This window comes from Billgrantia ethanolica, from assembly GCF_021404305.1.
Classification (GTDB): Bacteria; Pseudomonadota; Gammaproteobacteria; order Pseudomonadales; family Halomonadaceae; genus Halomonas; species Halomonas ethanolica.
This window is the reverse complement of the sequence record NZ_JABFTX010000005.1, coordinates 126,119-139,260: the sequence shown is the minus strand read 5'-3', so window position 1 is coordinate 139,260 and position 13,142 is coordinate 126,119. Positions and strand designations below refer to the sequence as shown.

Sequence of the window (13,142 nt, the reverse complement as noted above, 5' to 3'; positions counted from 1 at the left end):
TCGTTCAGACGTGATACACGTCGATGACCTGGTGGATGTAGTCGTTGTTGAGCACCACCTTCTTGCTGACGATCAGCGGCTCTCCGCCGCTCACGTCCAGGGTGTAGAAGGAGGTGCCGAAGTAGCCGTCGGTCTGCTGGTAGCGATGGCTCAGGGTGTGCCAGTTGAAGCGCAGCTCGACCGTGTCACCTTCCTGGGAGAGCACCTCAAGATTGGAGATCTGGTGGGTGGTGCGCGGCTCGGGAATGCTGGTGGCGCCGGAGCGTTCGGTCTTGATGCGATAGACGCGATCCTCCAGCCCCTCGCGGTTGGGGTAGTAGATCAGCGAGATCTCGCGCTGGGGGTCCTCGGTCAGCCGATCGTCGTCGTCCCATGCCGGCATCCAGAACACCGCATTCTTGCTGTAGCAGGTCAGCCACTCGTCCCATTCGCGGTCGTCAAGCAGACGGGCTTCACGATGGATGAAGGCCTGGATGGCCAGAAAATCGATACTCATGATGACCTCCTCAGGATTCGCTCGTTGCGCCAGACGTGGTGGCGATGAACTGGCTGCGTTCCTTGTCGATGGCACGCAGCATCTCCTCGACCCAGTGCTTGTGGTGCAGCACATAGAGTCCTTCGTCCTCGGGGGAGGCACCGCTGAGCAGCGGCTTCATGTCGATGGCCTTGGCGTTGTCGTCGGCGCCCTCGATCCACTTCTTGGCGCCGCGGGAGAGGTCGTTCCACTCCGCGTCGAGTCCGGCGTAGCCGTTCTGGCAGGCGCGGAACTCCTCAAGGTCGTCGGGCGTGCCCATGCCGCTGACGTTGAAGAAGTCCTCATACTGACGGATGCGCAGGGCGCGGTTTTCGGCGGACTCACCCTTGGGCGCGAAGCAGTAGATGGTGACCTCGCTCTTGTCCACGGCGATAGGCCGGATCACGCGAATCTGAGTAGAGAACTGATCCATCAGGTAGACGTTGGGGTAGAGGCAGAGATTGCGGGTCTGGTTGACGATGGAGTCGGCCCGCGCCTCGCCAAGCTCCTGCTCGATGCGCTCACGCTGGGAGTAGACCGGACGTACCTCGGGGTTGAGCAGGCGGGTCCACAGCATCATGTGGCCGTTGTCGTAGGAGTAGAAGCCGCCCATGCTCTTCGACCAGCCGTTGGCGTCCACCGCCTTGGTGCCGCCGGCGTCGTAGTTGCGCCGCTCCATGGTCGAGGCGTAGTTCCAGTGCACGGTGCTGACGTGGTAGCCGTCGGCACCGTTCTCGGCGCCCAGCTTCCAGTTGCCATTGAAGGTGTAGGACGACGTGCCGCGCAGGATCTCGATGCCTTCCGGCGCCTGATCGACGATGTTGTCGATGATCTTGGTGGTCTCTCCAAGGTACTCGTTGAGCGGGGCGACATCGGCACTCAGGCTGCCGAACAGGAAGCCGCGATAGTTCTCGAAGCGCGCCACGCGCTTGAGGTCATGGGAGCCTTCCTGCTTGAAGCTCTCCGGGTAGGCGCCGGCCTTCTCGTTCTTGGCCTTGAGCAGCTTGCCGTCGTTCTTGAACGACCAGCCGTGGAACGGGCAGGTGAAGGTGCCCTTGTTGCCGCGCTTCTTGCGGCACAGGGTTGCGCCGCGGTGGGCGCAGGCGTTGATCAGCGCGTGCAGCTCACCCTGCTTGTCGCGGGTGAGGATCACCGGCTGGCGGCCCATGGTCACGGTCATGTAGTCGCCCGGCTCCGCCACCTGGCTCTCGTGAGCCAGGAACAGCCAGTTGCCTTCGAAAATGTGCTTCATCTCCAGCTCGAAGAAGGCCGGGTCGGTGAACATGCTGCGGTGGCAGCGGAAGATACCGTTCTCGGGGTCGTCGACGACGGCGCCGCGAACGCGTTTCTCGAGACGATCAAGCTGTGCGGTCATGGCTCCAACTCCTCGTTGCTCTTGTCAGGGACGAGGCTCCCCTACCCACCGGCGGGGGCCGGCGGGCAGAGCGCTTCGTGTCGTCAGTCAGGTAGCGTCAGCTGCGGGCGCTCAGGCCTCGACGGGCTCGCGCTTGGCCGGTGCCGCTTCGTCTTCCAGCGCCCGCGGGCGCTTGTGGCGGCTCTGCTGCTCGGGGTCGGCGGTGGGTGCCAGCTCGACGTCGAACACCACCTCGGTGAAGGGCGCTTCGAGCCCGCGCTTGGCGGCCTCGGCGGCGTCCTCGATGCGGGTGGCGTCGACCACCAGCTCTTCACGGGTGGCGAAGGCGAAGTCGTCCCAGGTGTACTCGTCGCCGGCCAGGTTGATCTGGGTGGTCAGGTGACGATGTCCTGGAGCGGAGACGAAGAAGTGGATGTGCGCCGGACGCTGGCCGTGGCGACCCAGCAGCTTGAGTACCTGGTCGGTGGGGCTGCCGGCCGGCACGCCGTAGCCGGAGGGGATGATGCTACGCGCGCGGTAGCGGCCCTCGGCATCGGCGATGATGGTGCGGCGCAGGTTGTACTGCGACTGCGAGGGATCGAAGAAGGAATAGCCGCCCTTGGAGTCGGCGTGCCAGATCTCCACCTGGGCGCCGGCCACCGGCTTGCCCTGGGTGTCGCGCACCTGACCGGTCAGCCACATCACCTCGGCATCGGCGTCGCTGCCGTCGTCCATGCGCGCCTCGCCTTCGCTCACCGGCGCGCCGGCCACGTAGAGCGGACCTTCAATGGTACGCGGCGTGCCGCCGGTCAGGCCGGCCTGCTCGTCGGCGGCGTCCATGCGCATGTCGAGGTAGTGGTCGAAGCCGAGCCCAGGGGCCAGCAGGCCGAACTGGCTCTCCTTGCCCAGCTCGTTGAGCAGGCTCACCGCCGACCAGAACTCCTCGGGGCTGACGTCGAAGTCGTCGATCAGGCGGTATACGTCGGAGAGCAGGCGATGCAGGATCTGCTTGCCACGGTGGCTGCCGCCCTGCTGGTCGAAACCGGCCACGGCCTTGAGAAAGTTCTGCACGTCGGGGGTGTCATGGATCTTCACGGTCATGGGTCTGTCCTCGTTGTCGTTGGGTGCCCCGCGGGGCTGGCGTGATGCTTGATCAGCTGTCGTCGTCGCGTATGGATGACGGATGGCGGCACAGCGGCTTGACGCTGATCTCCATCCACGGGAAGAGCGGCAGGCCCGCGACCAGCTCCTGCAACTCGGCGTTGTCGCGCACGTCGAAGATGCTGACGTTGGCGTAGCTGCCGGCGACCCGCCACAGGTGGCGCCACTTGCCCTGACGCTGCAGCTCCTGGGCGTACTCCTTCTCGCGCGCCTTGATCGCGGCGGCCTCGTCGGCCGGCATCGTCGGCGGCAGCTTGACGGTCATCTCCACTTGGAAAAGCATGCGTTTCTCCTCAACGGCGGGCGTAATGCGCCAGTTTGTCTTCATCCAGGGCGATCCCCAGCCCCGGGCCTTGCGGCAGCTCCACGCCGAACTCGCCGTAGGTCAGCGGCTCGGCGACGATGTCGTCCTTGAGCAGCAGCGGGCCGAACATTTCGCTGCCCCAGGCCAGCTCGGGCAGCGTGGCCCAGGCGTGCAGCGAGGCGGCGGTGCCGATGGTGCCCTCCAGCAGAGTGCCGCCGTAGAGACCGATGCCCGCCGCCTGGGCCACCTCAGCCAGCGCCAGGGCCCCGCGCGGGCCGCCGGCCTTGGCGATCTTCAGCGCATAGGCGCCGCTGAAGCCGGCGGCGGCCAAAGCGAAGCCGTCGCGGGCGTCGGCCACCGCTTCGTCAGCCAGCATCGGCACCTCGAAGCGCTTGGCCAGGCGCACCAACCCGGCATGCTCGCGGGCGGAGACCGGCTGCTCGATCAGCTCGATACCGGCGGCCTGCAGCGCGGCGATACCGCGCACGGCGGTGCTCTCGCTCCAGGCCTGGTTGACGTCGACGCGCACGCTGGCCCGTTCGCCCAGCGCCGCCTTGATCGCGGCCACGTGGCGCACGTCGTCGTCCACGGCGTTGGCGCCGATCTTGAGCTTGAAGTCGCAGTGGCGGCGCTGTTCCAGGCGCTGGAAGGCCTCGTCGATGTCGCGGGCGGTATCGCCGCTGGCCAGGGTCCACAGCACCGGCAGGTAGTCGTGGCGCGCACCGCCGAGCAGCTCGGCCATGGGCAAGCCGAGGCGCTTGCCCTGGGCGTCGAGCAGCGCGGTCTCCAGCGCCGACTTGGCGATGGCGTTACCGCGGGCGTGGCGGTCGAGGCGGGCACGCAGCGTGGCGACGGCGCTCGCCGGCTGGCCGATCAGCAGCGGCGCCAGGTAGCTGTCGATGTTGCGCTTGATGCTCTCGGGGCTCTCGGGGCCATAGGCGAGCCCGCCGATGGTGGTGCCCTCGCCCAGGCCCTCGACGCCGTCGGAGTCGCGCAGACGCACGATGACCAGCGTCTGGCAGGCCATGGTGGTCATGGAGAGCTTGTGAGGGCGGATGGTCGGTAGATCGACCAGCAGCGTTTCGATGGACTCGATAACAGATGACATGCGCGCTCCGGCGGTTCGGTGTTTCGATACCGTGGCAGTCTGATTGCCACGGCGCGGCCGAACCAATATCGTTTAGGTCCCGAGCCATACCTTGGAGGTATCATGGAGCTGCGACATCTACGCTATTTCTGCATGGTCGCGGAGGAGCTCAACCTGACCCGAGCGGCCGCCAAGCTGCATATGGCACAGCCGCCTTTATCACGACAGATCAAGCAATTGGAGAGCGAAATTGGCGCCGAGCTGTTCGAGCGAAGTGCCCGTGGACTACGCCTGACGCCGGCGGGTCAGTTCTTCCATGAGCATACCCTGCAGATAATGGACAAACTCGACACCACCGTTGCCGCGACCCAGCGCCTGGCCCGCAGCAAGCGCGTGATCTTCGGCATCGGCTTCGTTCCTTCGGTGTTCTACGGGCAGCTTCCGCTGCTGGTGCGGGAATTACGACAAAAGGATAATGTCGAGCTGGTGCTGGCCGAGCTGACCACGGTGCAGCAGGTGAAGGCGCTCAAGAGCGGGCGCATCGACCTGGGCTTCGGCCGCATGCGCATCGACGACCCCGACGTGGAGCAGGAGAACCTGTTCGACGAGCCGCTGATGGCGGCCCTGCCCGAAGGCCACCCGCTGGCCGACACCGTACCGACTCTGGCCCAGCTCGCCGAGTACCCGCTGGTGCTGTTTCCGGCCCAGCCCAGGCCGAGCCTGGCCGACATCACCTTGGGGCTGTTTCGCCGCCGCGGACTCAAGGTCACCGTGGCCCAGGAGGCCAACGAGCTGCAGACGGCGCTCGGCCTGGTCGCCTCCGGCCTGGGCATCACCCTGGTGCCGGAGCAGGTCAAGCGCGTACGGCGCGACGGCATCGTTTACGTCTACCTCGCCGACCCGGGCCTCATCTCGCCGGTGATCTGCAGCCGGCGCAAGGGCGAAGCGCCCTCGCCGATCATGCAGGAGGCCAATGCCATTCTTGAGGTATTGGTGGAGAACCGCCGCAGCGGAAGATATCCATGAACTGTCGGGAAAGTTCAGGCGAGAGACCGCGCCACGGCCAGGCACGATGCCCGGCTGCCGTGACGCGACAGCACCGTGAACTCTTCGAGCCGCAGGCCGGCGGCGTCGAGCTGCGCCTTGAAGGCGTCCTCGTAGGTCACCCGGCCGAAGTCGATGCTGGTGAGCCGCTTGAGCATGGGCTTGAGCCACTCCATCCCGCGGGAGGGCCGCAGTTGGATGGTCTGGGTGAAATAGAGCCGTCCGCCTGGGTTCAACAGTGCCGCGCAGTGGCGAAGTGCCCGCTCGGGCTCCGGCAGCAGCATCAGGCTGGCCGAGAAATAGGCTGCATCGTAGGGGCCTCCGTCATGGTCGTAGACGGACTCGAGACGCACCTCGGCATGGGCGCAGAGCGACTCCTCCTCCAGCCGGCGCTGGGCGCGGTCGATGTAGTCGGCATCGATGTCGATACCGGTGATGCGCAGCCCCTTGCGCCTCACCGTCTCGGCGTTGGCCGCCAGCGCCCCGGCCGTGCCGACCCCGACGTCCAGCAGGGCCGCCTCCTCGGGCAGCCGTTCGAGCACCGCGGCGTACCAACGGGAAGTCAGCCTGAGGATCAGGGCGTCGTAGATAAGGCTGCGCAGCATGGTTCAGCGGCCACGCCTGGCAAAGAAGGCATCGATGGCACCCTGTGCCTCCGGCGAGCCGCAGCGCTCGAGCAAGCGTCGCTCCTCTCTGGCGAAAGCGCCTTCGACGGCAGCGTCGTCACTCTCACGCAGCAGCGCCTTGATGGCGAGCAGCGTATCGAAGGGCTTGGCCACGAGCCGTTCGGCACAGTCGAGCGCCTGCATCAGCGCCTTGCCGTCGGGAGCGACATCGGTGATCAGCCCCAGCTCACCGGCACGGGCCGCAGTGAACGGCTGGCCCAGCATCAGCATCGCCGTGGTGGCCTTGCCGCCGGCCAGGCGTGGCAGCAGATAGGTAGTAGCGCCCAGCGGTGTCAGGGCCAGGTTGACGAAAGGCAGGCAGAAGCGGGTCGAGTGACCGGCATAGGCGAAGTCGCAGTGCAGCAGGATCGACGTGCCGAGCCCCAGCGCCAACCCCTCGGCGGCGGCCACCACGGGCTTGGGAAAGGCACGCAGGCGGCGCAGAAAGGCGATGGCCGGCACGCTTTCGGCATCGGCCAGTGCCTTGTAATCGTTCAGATCGTTGCCGGCGGTGAAGCAGTTCTCGCTGCCGGTGATGACCAGCACCTTGACCTCGGCGTCCGCCTCGGCCGCATCGAGCACCTCGATCAACCGCGCATAGCTCGCCGCGTCCAGAATGTTGCGCCGCTCGGGGCAGCTGATTCTGAGCAGCTCGATGCCGCCCTCTCGCCGTGACGTGGTGATGTCGGTTGCCATGATCCGCACTCCTCTCACACCCAATGCCTGACCACAGCATAAGAAAAAATTAATAAGTAAGCTAAGTTTTCCCGCCTGGCCGCGTTGCGTCCCGGGGCGCTATTCGAAAAGTAGACCATCGAGACGAAGGAGATAGGCCTCTCCCGGTTTGAAGGCCCAGGTGAGAGAAGTATCCAGACTAGCCCTCTCGTACCCATTGATGACGCGGGGCACGCCGGCCGTGACGCCGTGCTGCCAGCCGTGCCTCGGCCCGCTCCTGCAGCTGCGGCAGGGAAAGGCACTCCAGATGCAGCGCCCATTCGCGGCGCAGCCCTTCGTCGAAGGGTTGGTAAACGGCGGTCTTCAACGCTTCGAACAGTCTGGCGCAGGCCGGGTTGTCACGCGCCTCGTCAGGTAGCGCGAGGCTCAGGCGCTCGAGCCAACCGGCCGCATCGGCAACGGGCACCTTGATGCGCCGGTCGCGGGTTCGTCTCACCCCCTGCGCCGCCAGCTTCCACGCCTCGGCCTGCTGCTGCGCCTCCACGTGCAGCCGCGGCGTCACGGCATCGATGAGCCCCAGCCGTCGTGCCTGGGTCGCCCCGATGGTCTCACCCGAGAGCAGCAGGTGCAGCGCGGCGGCCAGCCCCATCAACCGGGGCAGCCGCTGGGTGCCGCCAGCGCAGGGAATCAAGCCCAGGGCGATCTGCGGCAACCCCAGGCGCAGCTCGGGCGGACCTAACCGGTAGTGACAGGCCATGGCCAGCTCCAGGCCGCCGCCGAGTACCGCACCGTGCAGCCAGGCCACGCAGGGTTTGGTGCCGCTCTCGATGGCCAGTGTCAGCTCAGGCAGGGAGGGCGCTTCATGCAGCCGGTCGAGCTCGCCCATGTCGGCGCCCGCCGAGAAGCAGCGGCCTCCCGCCTTGAGCAGGATCCACCTCACCTTCGGGTCGTTCTCGGCTTCGATTAGGGCCCGGCGAAGCTCGCTGCGCAGCCGCTGGGTCAAGGCATTGACCGGCGGATTGAACAGAGTGATCCGCGCGCAGTCGCCCTCGCGAATCAAGGTCACGGCTCGGCTCATGGCTCGTCTCGCTGTGTGATTAAAGGGCCGGCTCTTGCAGCATTACTGACAACTTATTGTCACAGCTACTTCTTCACGCCATTGCCAGTTCATGGAGAGAGTTTAGCCAAACCAAAATAAAAGACAATGTGTTGACATAAAATTTCGACTCGCCTAGCTTGAGCCTCAAGACGCGCCGAGCCGCACCAAGCACCGGCGCCCGCCACAACAACGAAACAACGGCAACATCAGGAGCTCGTATGGCTATCGAGACGAATCTGACTCCCGAGCGCAGGCAAGCGATGATCGCGCTTGGCGCCTGGAATGACATGCTCTTGACGGATTATCTGGATAAGGCCGTGGCCAGCGCCGCCGGTCGCCCGGCCATCGTCACCTACCGCATGGCCGAAGGCAGCCATGACTCGCTGTCCTACGCCGAACTGAACGAGAAGGTCACCCGCATGGCGGCGGGTTTGGCCGGCCTGGGCGTGGCCAAGGGCGACGTGGTCTCCTGCCAGCTGCCCAACTGGTGGCAGATGACCGCGCTGCACCTGGCCTGCATTCGTATCGGCGCAGTGCTCAATCCGCTGATGCCGATCTTCCGCGAACACGAGCTGCGCTTCATGCTGGCCCAGGCCGAGAGCAAGGTATTCGTCGTGCCCGGCGTGTTTCGCGGCTTCGATCACGCCGCCATGGCCCGGGGGCTGAAGGCTGAACTCACCGCCCTCGAACAGGTGCTGGTGGTAGGCGGCGAGGGACCGGACAGCTTCGAGAACACCCTGCTGGAACGCGCCTGGGAGCGGGAAACGGATACTGCCGCGCTGTTCCGCGAACGCCGCCCTGGCGGCGACGACGTGGTGCAGCTGCTTTACACCTCCGGCACCACCGGCAAGCCCAAGGGGGTGATGCACACCTCCAACACCCTGATGAGCCACATCCGCCCCTTCGCCACCCGGCTGGGGCTGGGCAACGACGACACGGTGTTCATGCCCTCGCCGCTGGCGCACCAGCTCGGCTTTCTCTACGGCCTGATGCTGCCCGTCTACCTCCAGGCCACCGCGGTGCTGCAGGACACCTGGAAACCGGCCGAGGCCGTCGACATCATTCGTGCCGAGCGGCCCAGCCTGATGCTCGGCTCCACGCCCTTCCTGGCCGACATCGCCGAGCAGGCCGAGGCCCACGGTCCCGATCTGCAGTCGCTCAAGCTGTTCATGTGTGCCGGCGCACCGATCCCCAGCCCGCTGGTTGAGAAGGCCGCACGCAACCTGCCGACGCGCATCATCTCCGCCTGGGGCATGACCGAGAACGGCGCGGTGACCACCACCCGCCCCGGCGACGCCCCCTCTCGCGCCGTGCACACCGACGGCCTGCCCCTGCCCTTCATGGAGCTGAAAGTCACCGACCTGGAGGGCAATACCCTGCCGCCCGGCCAGGAGGGGCCGCTCTATGTTCGCGGCGCCAGCCTGTTCGTCGGCTACTTCAAGCAGCCGGAGCTCTACGGCGTCGACGCCGAGGGCTGGTTTCCCACCGGCGACCTGGCCCGCCTCGACGAGCAGGGCTACGTGCGCATCACCGGACGTTCCAAGGACGTGGTGATCCGCGGCGGCGAGAACATTCCCATCGTCGACATCGAAAACGCGCTCTACCAGCACCCGGCAATCCAGGCCGTGGCCCTGGTGGGCCGTCCCGACGAGCGCCTGGGCGAGCGGCTGTGTGCCTACGTCACCCTCAAGGAAGGCGTCGAGTCGCTGACGCTTACGGATGTCACCGCCTTTCTCAGCGAGCGCCAGGTGACGCGCCAGTACCAGCCGGAGTTCCTGGTGGTGCTCGACGAGCTGCCGCGCACGCCCTCGGGAAAGATACAGAAATTCAAGCTGCGCGAGCAGGCCGCCCAGAGCGTGGCGTGACGCGAGGCCATCGCCTACCCAATCCGCAACGAGAGAGAGCTGCATGAGAGGACTTCAGGACAAGACCGTCATCGTCACCGGTGGCGGCGGCGGCATCGGCCGCGCGGTGTGTTGCCGCTTCGCCGCGGAAGGCAGCAAGGTGGCGGTGCTCGACCGCGATCTCGACGCCGCCCGCCGCACCGTGGAGGTAATCGCCGAAGCCGGCGGCCAGGCCCGCGCCTATGGCGCCGACATCACCGACTACGCCGCCATCGTCGACACGGTCGAGCTCATCGAGGCCGAGCTCGGCGTGCCCCTGGTGCTGGTCAACAACGCCGGCTTCGATCGCTTCATGCCGTTCCTCAAGACCGAGCCGGCGCTGTGGGAGTCGCTGATCGCGGTGAACCTCACCGGCGCGCTCAACATGCACCACGTGGTGCTGCCGCGGATGATCGAGGCCGGCGGCGGCAAGGTGATCAACGTCGCTTCCGACGCCGCCCGGGTCGGCTCCTCCGGCGAAGCCGTCTACGCCGCCTGCAAGGCCGGCCTGCTGGGGCTGAGCAAGACCCTGGCTCGGGAGCTCGCGACCAAGGGCGTGACCCTCAACGTGGTCTGCCCGGGCCCCACCGACACTGCGCTGCTGCAGGGTTTTGCCGAGACCTCACGCGACCCGGAGAAGCTGCTCGAGGCGTTCCGCAACGCAGTGCCCATGCGCCGTATCGGCCAGCCTGAGGACTACCCGGGAATCATCGCCCTGCTCGCCAGCGACGACGCCGATTTCATCACCGGCCAGGTCATCAGCGTTTCCGGCGGCCTCACGATGGCGGGCTGACGCCCCCGCGACGCCTTCAGCCCCACAACGCTTTCAGGAAGACACTCATGACACTGCAGACACCTAACTACGAAGACGTTCTCTATGACGTCACCGACGGCGTGGCGACCATTACCATCAACCGCCCGGAGCGCTACAACGCCTTCCGTGGCCAGACCTGCATGGAGCTGCTCGACGCCTTCAACCGCGCCGGCTGGGACAAGTCGGTGGGCGTGATCGTGCTCACCGGCGCCGGCGACAAGGCGTTCTGCACCGGCGGTGACCAGGGCGCCCACGAGGGCCAGTACGACGGCCGCGGCATCATCGGCCTGCCGGTGGAGGAGCTGCAGACGCTGATCCGCCAGGTGCCCAAGCCGGTGATTGCCCGGGTCAACGGCTTCGCCATCGGCGGCGGCCATGTGCTGCACGTGGTGTGCGATCTCTCCATCGCTGCCGAGACTGCCATCTTCGGCCAGGTGGGGCCCAAGGTGGGCTCGGTGGATCCAGGCTTCGGCACCGCCTACCTCGCCCGGGTGATCGGCGAAAAGCGCGCCCGCGAGATCTGGTACCTGTGCCGCAAGTACAGCGCCGCCCAGGCGCTGGAGTGGGGCCTGGTCAACGCCGTGGTGCCGCCCGAGCAGCTCGACGAAGAGGTGCGCCGATGGTGCGACGAGATCCTCGAGAAGAGCCCCACCGCGCTTTCCATCGCCAAGCGCTCGTTCAATGCCGACAGCGAGAACATCGCTGGCATCGGCGCTCTGGGCATGCAGGCGCTGAGTCTCTACTACGAGACCGACGAGTCGCGGGAAGGGGTGGCCGCCTTCAAGGAGAAGCGCCGGCCCGAGTTCAGAAAGTTCTACAAGTGACGGCCCCTGCCGCGAGGATGACAGCATGAACTTTGCCTTTACCGAACAGCAGCAGGCCATTCGCGAGAGCGTGGCGCGGCTGGCCGCCGACGCCCTGGCCCCGCGCTACCGGGCCCGCGAGCAGGAGGCGCTCATCGAACGCGAGATCGTCGTCCAGCTCGGCGAGATGGGCTGCCTGGGCGGCGAGCTGCCCGAGGCGTACGGCGGCAGCGGCCTGGACTGCGTGACCAGCGGTATCATCGTCGAGGAGATCGCCCGCGGCGACTTCAACGTCGCCTACCTGCCGCTGCTGGCCTCGCTCAACGGCCAGATCATCGCCCGCTACGCCCGCCCCGAGCTGGCCCGGGAGTGGCTCGGCGGCATCACCGCCGGGCGCAAGATCGCCTGTATCGCGCTGACCGAGCCCCACGGCGGTTCCGACGCCGCCAACCTCAAGCTCAAGGCTACCCGCGACGGCGAGCGCTTCCTGCTCAGCGGCGAAAAGACCTCGATCTCCATGGCCGACCAGGCCGACGTGGCGGTGGTATTCGCCCGCACCGGCACCCAGGAACAGCGCGCCAACGGCATCAGCGCCTTCCTGGTGCCGATGGATTCGCCCGGCATCTCCACCAGCCGCTTCGAGGACTCGGGACAGCGCGCCATTGGCCGGGGCTCGATTTTCTTCGACAATGTCGCGGTACCGGCCGATCACATGCTCGGCGACGAGGGACAGGGCTTCAAGCAGGTGATGCAGGGCTTCGACTACAGCCGCGCGCTGATCGGCCTGCAGTGCCTGGCGGTGGCCCAACAGTCGCTGGACGAGACCTGGCAGTGGCTCACCGAGCGCGAGGCCTTCGGCCACAAGCTCGCCGCCTTCCAGGGCCTGACCCATCCGCTGGCGGAGTACCAGACCTACGTTCAGGCCGCCCGTCTGCAGTGCTACTACGCGCTGTGGCTGAAGGACAACGAACTGCCCCACACCAGCGAGGCGGCAATGAACAAGTGGTGGGGGCCGAAGCTCGCCTTCGACGTGATCAAGCAGTGCATGCTGGCCCACGGCCATACCGGCTGGGGCGAGGACATGCCCTTCTCCCAGCGCATGCGCGACGTGCTGGGACTGCAGATCGGCGACGGTACCGCCCAGATCATGAAAAACATCATCGCCCGCCAGGCGGTGCCCAGATGACCAACCTCATCGCGACCGAACGCCCTGACTCCCGCCTGGCGGCGCTGCTCGACAAAGGAGTGCCATCGATGGCGATTCAGGACGACAAGAGCGTGGCCAACCGGCTGTTCTTCCGCCTCTTCCAGGCCAGCAACATCCTGCAGAAGCAGACGGTGGGTCAGGTCGGCCTGAGCACGGTCCAGTGGGCCGTGCTCGGCGCCCTGTCGCGCAAGGGATATGAGGACGGCATCTCTTTCAATCAGCTCACCGAGTACCTGATCGTCAGCCGCCAGAACCTCGACGGCGTGCTCAAGCGGCTGGAGCGGGACGATCACGTCAAGCGCATCACCCACCCCGACGACAAGCGCGCCCGGCTGATCCTACTCACCGATAAAGGCCGCGCCTTCTGGGAGAGCCTGCAGCCGAAGATCCACGAGTTCTATGCCCAGGGGCTTGCCAATTTCACCTTCGACGAGACGGTGAGCCTGCTGCACTACCTCAACAAGTTCCAGAAGGACCTGGAGGCCATCGCCATGCGGGATGCCCCCACCGCCGAGCACGAGAAGAGCTGAAA

14 protein-coding genes are annotated in these 13,142 nt (G+C 66.4%); 6 read left to right on the top strand and 8 right to left on the bottom strand.

The features are described from left to right. Positions 1-4: 4 nt before the first annotated feature. The 5 genes from benB to HOP53_RS20420 all read right to left on the bottom strand — a co-directional run bounded on the left by benB (position 5) and on the right by HOP53_RS20420 (position 4,441). A complete protein-coding gene (gene benB, locus HOP53_RS20440; protein ID WP_234271708.1) occupies positions 5-496 on the bottom strand; it encodes a benzoate 1,2-dioxygenase small subunit in 492 nt (163 codons plus the stop codon). Positions 497-506: 10 nt separating this feature from the next. Next, the gene (locus tag HOP53_RS20435) at positions 507-1,889 is read right to left on the bottom strand and encodes a Rieske 2Fe-2S domain-containing protein (RefSeq protein WP_234271707.1); all 1,383 of its coding nucleotides are present in this window, start codon (positions 1,887-1,889) and stop codon (positions 507-509) included. Positions 1,890-2,000: 111 nt separating this feature from the next. Continuing rightward, on the bottom strand, positions 2,001-2,969 hold the full coding sequence (catA, locus tag HOP53_RS20430) for a catechol 1,2-dioxygenase (RefSeq protein WP_234271706.1): 969 nt from the start codon (positions 2,967-2,969) through the stop codon (positions 2,001-2,003). Between the two features lie 52 nt (positions 2,970-3,021). Next, positions 3,022-3,312: a muconolactone Delta-isomerase gene (gene catC, locus HOP53_RS20425; protein WP_234271705.1), complete on the bottom strand. Its 291-nt coding sequence runs from the start codon at positions 3,310-3,312 to the stop codon at positions 3,022-3,024. A 10-nt stretch (positions 3,313-3,322) separates the two neighbouring features. Continuing rightward, the gene (locus HOP53_RS20420) at positions 3,323-4,441 is read right to left on the bottom strand and encodes a muconate cycloisomerase family protein (protein WP_234271704.1); all 1,119 of its coding nucleotides are present in this window, start codon (positions 4,439-4,441) and stop codon (positions 3,323-3,325) included. Between the two features lie 102 nt (positions 4,442-4,543). On the opposite strand from HOP53_RS20420, the gene HOP53_RS20415 reads away from it, so the two are divergent. Next, positions 4,544-5,446, top strand: a complete 903-nt coding sequence (locus HOP53_RS20415) for a LysR family transcriptional regulator (RefSeq protein ID WP_234271703.1) — start codon at positions 4,544-4,546, stop codon at positions 5,444-5,446. A 14-nt stretch (positions 5,447-5,460) separates the two neighbouring features. Here the strand turns inward: HOP53_RS20415 and HOP53_RS20410 are convergent, their stop codons facing one another. From HOP53_RS20410 to HOP53_RS20400, 3 genes are all read right to left on the bottom strand, one after another. After that, the gene (locus tag HOP53_RS20410) at positions 5,461-6,069 is read right to left on the bottom strand and encodes a class I SAM-dependent methyltransferase (RefSeq protein WP_234271702.1); all 609 of its coding nucleotides are present in this window, start codon (positions 6,067-6,069) and stop codon (positions 5,461-5,463) included. A gap of 3 nt (positions 6,070-6,072) precedes the next feature. Beyond that, entirely contained in the window at positions 6,073-6,825 is a 753-nt protein-coding gene (locus HOP53_RS20405; RefSeq protein ID WP_234271701.1) for an enoyl-CoA hydratase/isomerase family protein, read from the bottom strand. A 178-nt stretch (positions 6,826-7,003) separates the two neighbouring features. Then, positions 7,004-7,882, bottom strand: coding sequence for an enoyl-CoA hydratase-related protein (locus HOP53_RS20400; protein ID WP_234271700.1), 879 nt, complete (start codon positions 7,880-7,882; stop codon positions 7,004-7,006). Between the two features lie 239 nt (positions 7,883-8,121). Here HOP53_RS20400 and HOP53_RS20395 point away from each other — a divergent pair, with 239 nt between their 5' ends. The 5 genes from HOP53_RS20395 to HOP53_RS20375 are packed head-to-tail and all read left to right on the top strand — an operon-like array spanning position 8,122 to position 13,140. Then, positions 8,122-9,768 (top strand): AMP-binding protein, encoded by a 1,647-nt coding sequence (locus HOP53_RS20395; RefSeq protein WP_234271699.1) that lies wholly within the window; start codon positions 8,122-8,124, stop codon positions 9,766-9,768. Between the two features lie 43 nt (positions 9,769-9,811). Next, positions 9,812-10,579, top strand: coding sequence for an SDR family NAD(P)-dependent oxidoreductase (locus HOP53_RS20390; protein WP_234271698.1), 768 nt, complete (start codon positions 9,812-9,814; stop codon positions 10,577-10,579). Between the two features lie 47 nt (positions 10,580-10,626). Then, complete coding sequence (locus tag HOP53_RS20385; RefSeq protein WP_086508572.1) at positions 10,627-11,424, top strand: enoyl-CoA hydratase-related protein; 798 nt, start codon at positions 10,627-10,629, stop codon at positions 11,422-11,424. A gap of 25 nt (positions 11,425-11,449) precedes the next feature. Beyond that, positions 11,450-12,589: a cyclohexanecarboxyl-CoA dehydrogenase gene (gene aliB / locus HOP53_RS20380; RefSeq protein ID WP_234271697.1), complete on the top strand. Its 1,140-nt coding sequence runs from the start codon at positions 11,450-11,452 to the stop codon at positions 12,587-12,589. Beyond that, on the top strand, positions 12,586-13,140 hold the full coding sequence (locus HOP53_RS20375; RefSeq protein ID WP_234271696.1) for a MarR family winged helix-turn-helix transcriptional regulator: 555 nt from the start codon (positions 12,586-12,588) through the stop codon (positions 13,138-13,140). The genes aliB and HOP53_RS20375 overlap by 4 nt, the downstream gene beginning before the upstream one ends. The last annotated feature ends 2 nt before the right edge of the window (positions 13,141-13,142 follow it).

What these genes read in the sequence shown, in the direction of transcription:
- aliB (WP_234271697.1), top strand. Translation starts at nt 11,450, where the DNA reads ATGAACTTTGCCTTTACCGAACAGCAGCAGGCCATTCGCGAGAGCGTG.
- catC (WP_234271705.1), bottom strand. Translation starts at nt 3,312, where the DNA reads ATGCTTTTCCAAGTGGAGATGACCGTCAAGCTGCCGCCGACGATGCCG.
- HOP53_RS20395 (WP_234271699.1), top strand. Translation starts at nt 8,122, where the DNA reads ATGGCTATCGAGACGAATCTGACTCCCGAGCGCAGGCAAGCGATGATC.
- HOP53_RS20415 (WP_234271703.1), top strand. Translation starts at nt 4,544, where the DNA reads ATGGAGCTGCGACATCTACGCTATTTCTGCATGGTCGCGGAGGAGCTC.
- HOP53_RS20390 (WP_234271698.1), top strand. Translation starts at nt 9,812, where the DNA reads ATGAGAGGACTTCAGGACAAGACCGTCATCGTCACCGGTGGCGGCGGC.
- HOP53_RS20410 (WP_234271702.1), bottom strand. Translation starts at nt 6,069, where the DNA reads ATGCTGCGCAGCCTTATCTACGACGCCCTGATCCTCAGGCTGACTTCC.
- HOP53_RS20400 (WP_234271700.1), bottom strand. Translation starts at nt 7,882, where the DNA reads ATGAGCCGAGCCGTGACCTTGATTCGCGAGGGCGACTGCGCGCGGATC.
- HOP53_RS20420 (WP_234271704.1), bottom strand. Translation starts at nt 4,441, where the DNA reads ATGTCATCTGTTATCGAGTCCATCGAAACGCTGCTGGTCGATCTACCG.
- HOP53_RS20385 (WP_086508572.1), top strand. Translation starts at nt 10,627, where the DNA reads ATGACACTGCAGACACCTAACTACGAAGACGTTCTCTATGACGTCACC.
- benB (WP_234271708.1), bottom strand. Translation starts at nt 496, where the DNA reads ATGAGTATCGATTTTCTGGCCATCCAGGCCTTCATCCATCGTGAAGCC.
- HOP53_RS20435 (WP_234271707.1), bottom strand. Translation starts at nt 1,889, where the DNA reads ATGACCGCACAGCTTGATCGTCTCGAGAAACGCGTTCGCGGCGCCGTC.
- HOP53_RS20375 (WP_234271696.1), top strand. Translation starts at nt 12,586, where the DNA reads ATGACCAACCTCATCGCGACCGAACGCCCTGACTCCCGCCTGGCGGCG.
- catA (WP_234271706.1), bottom strand. Translation starts at nt 2,969, where the DNA reads ATGACCGTGAAGATCCATGACACCCCCGACGTGCAGAACTTTCTCAAG.
- HOP53_RS20405 (WP_234271701.1), bottom strand. Translation starts at nt 6,825, where the DNA reads ATGGCAACCGACATCACCACGTCACGGCGAGAGGGCGGCATCGAGCTG.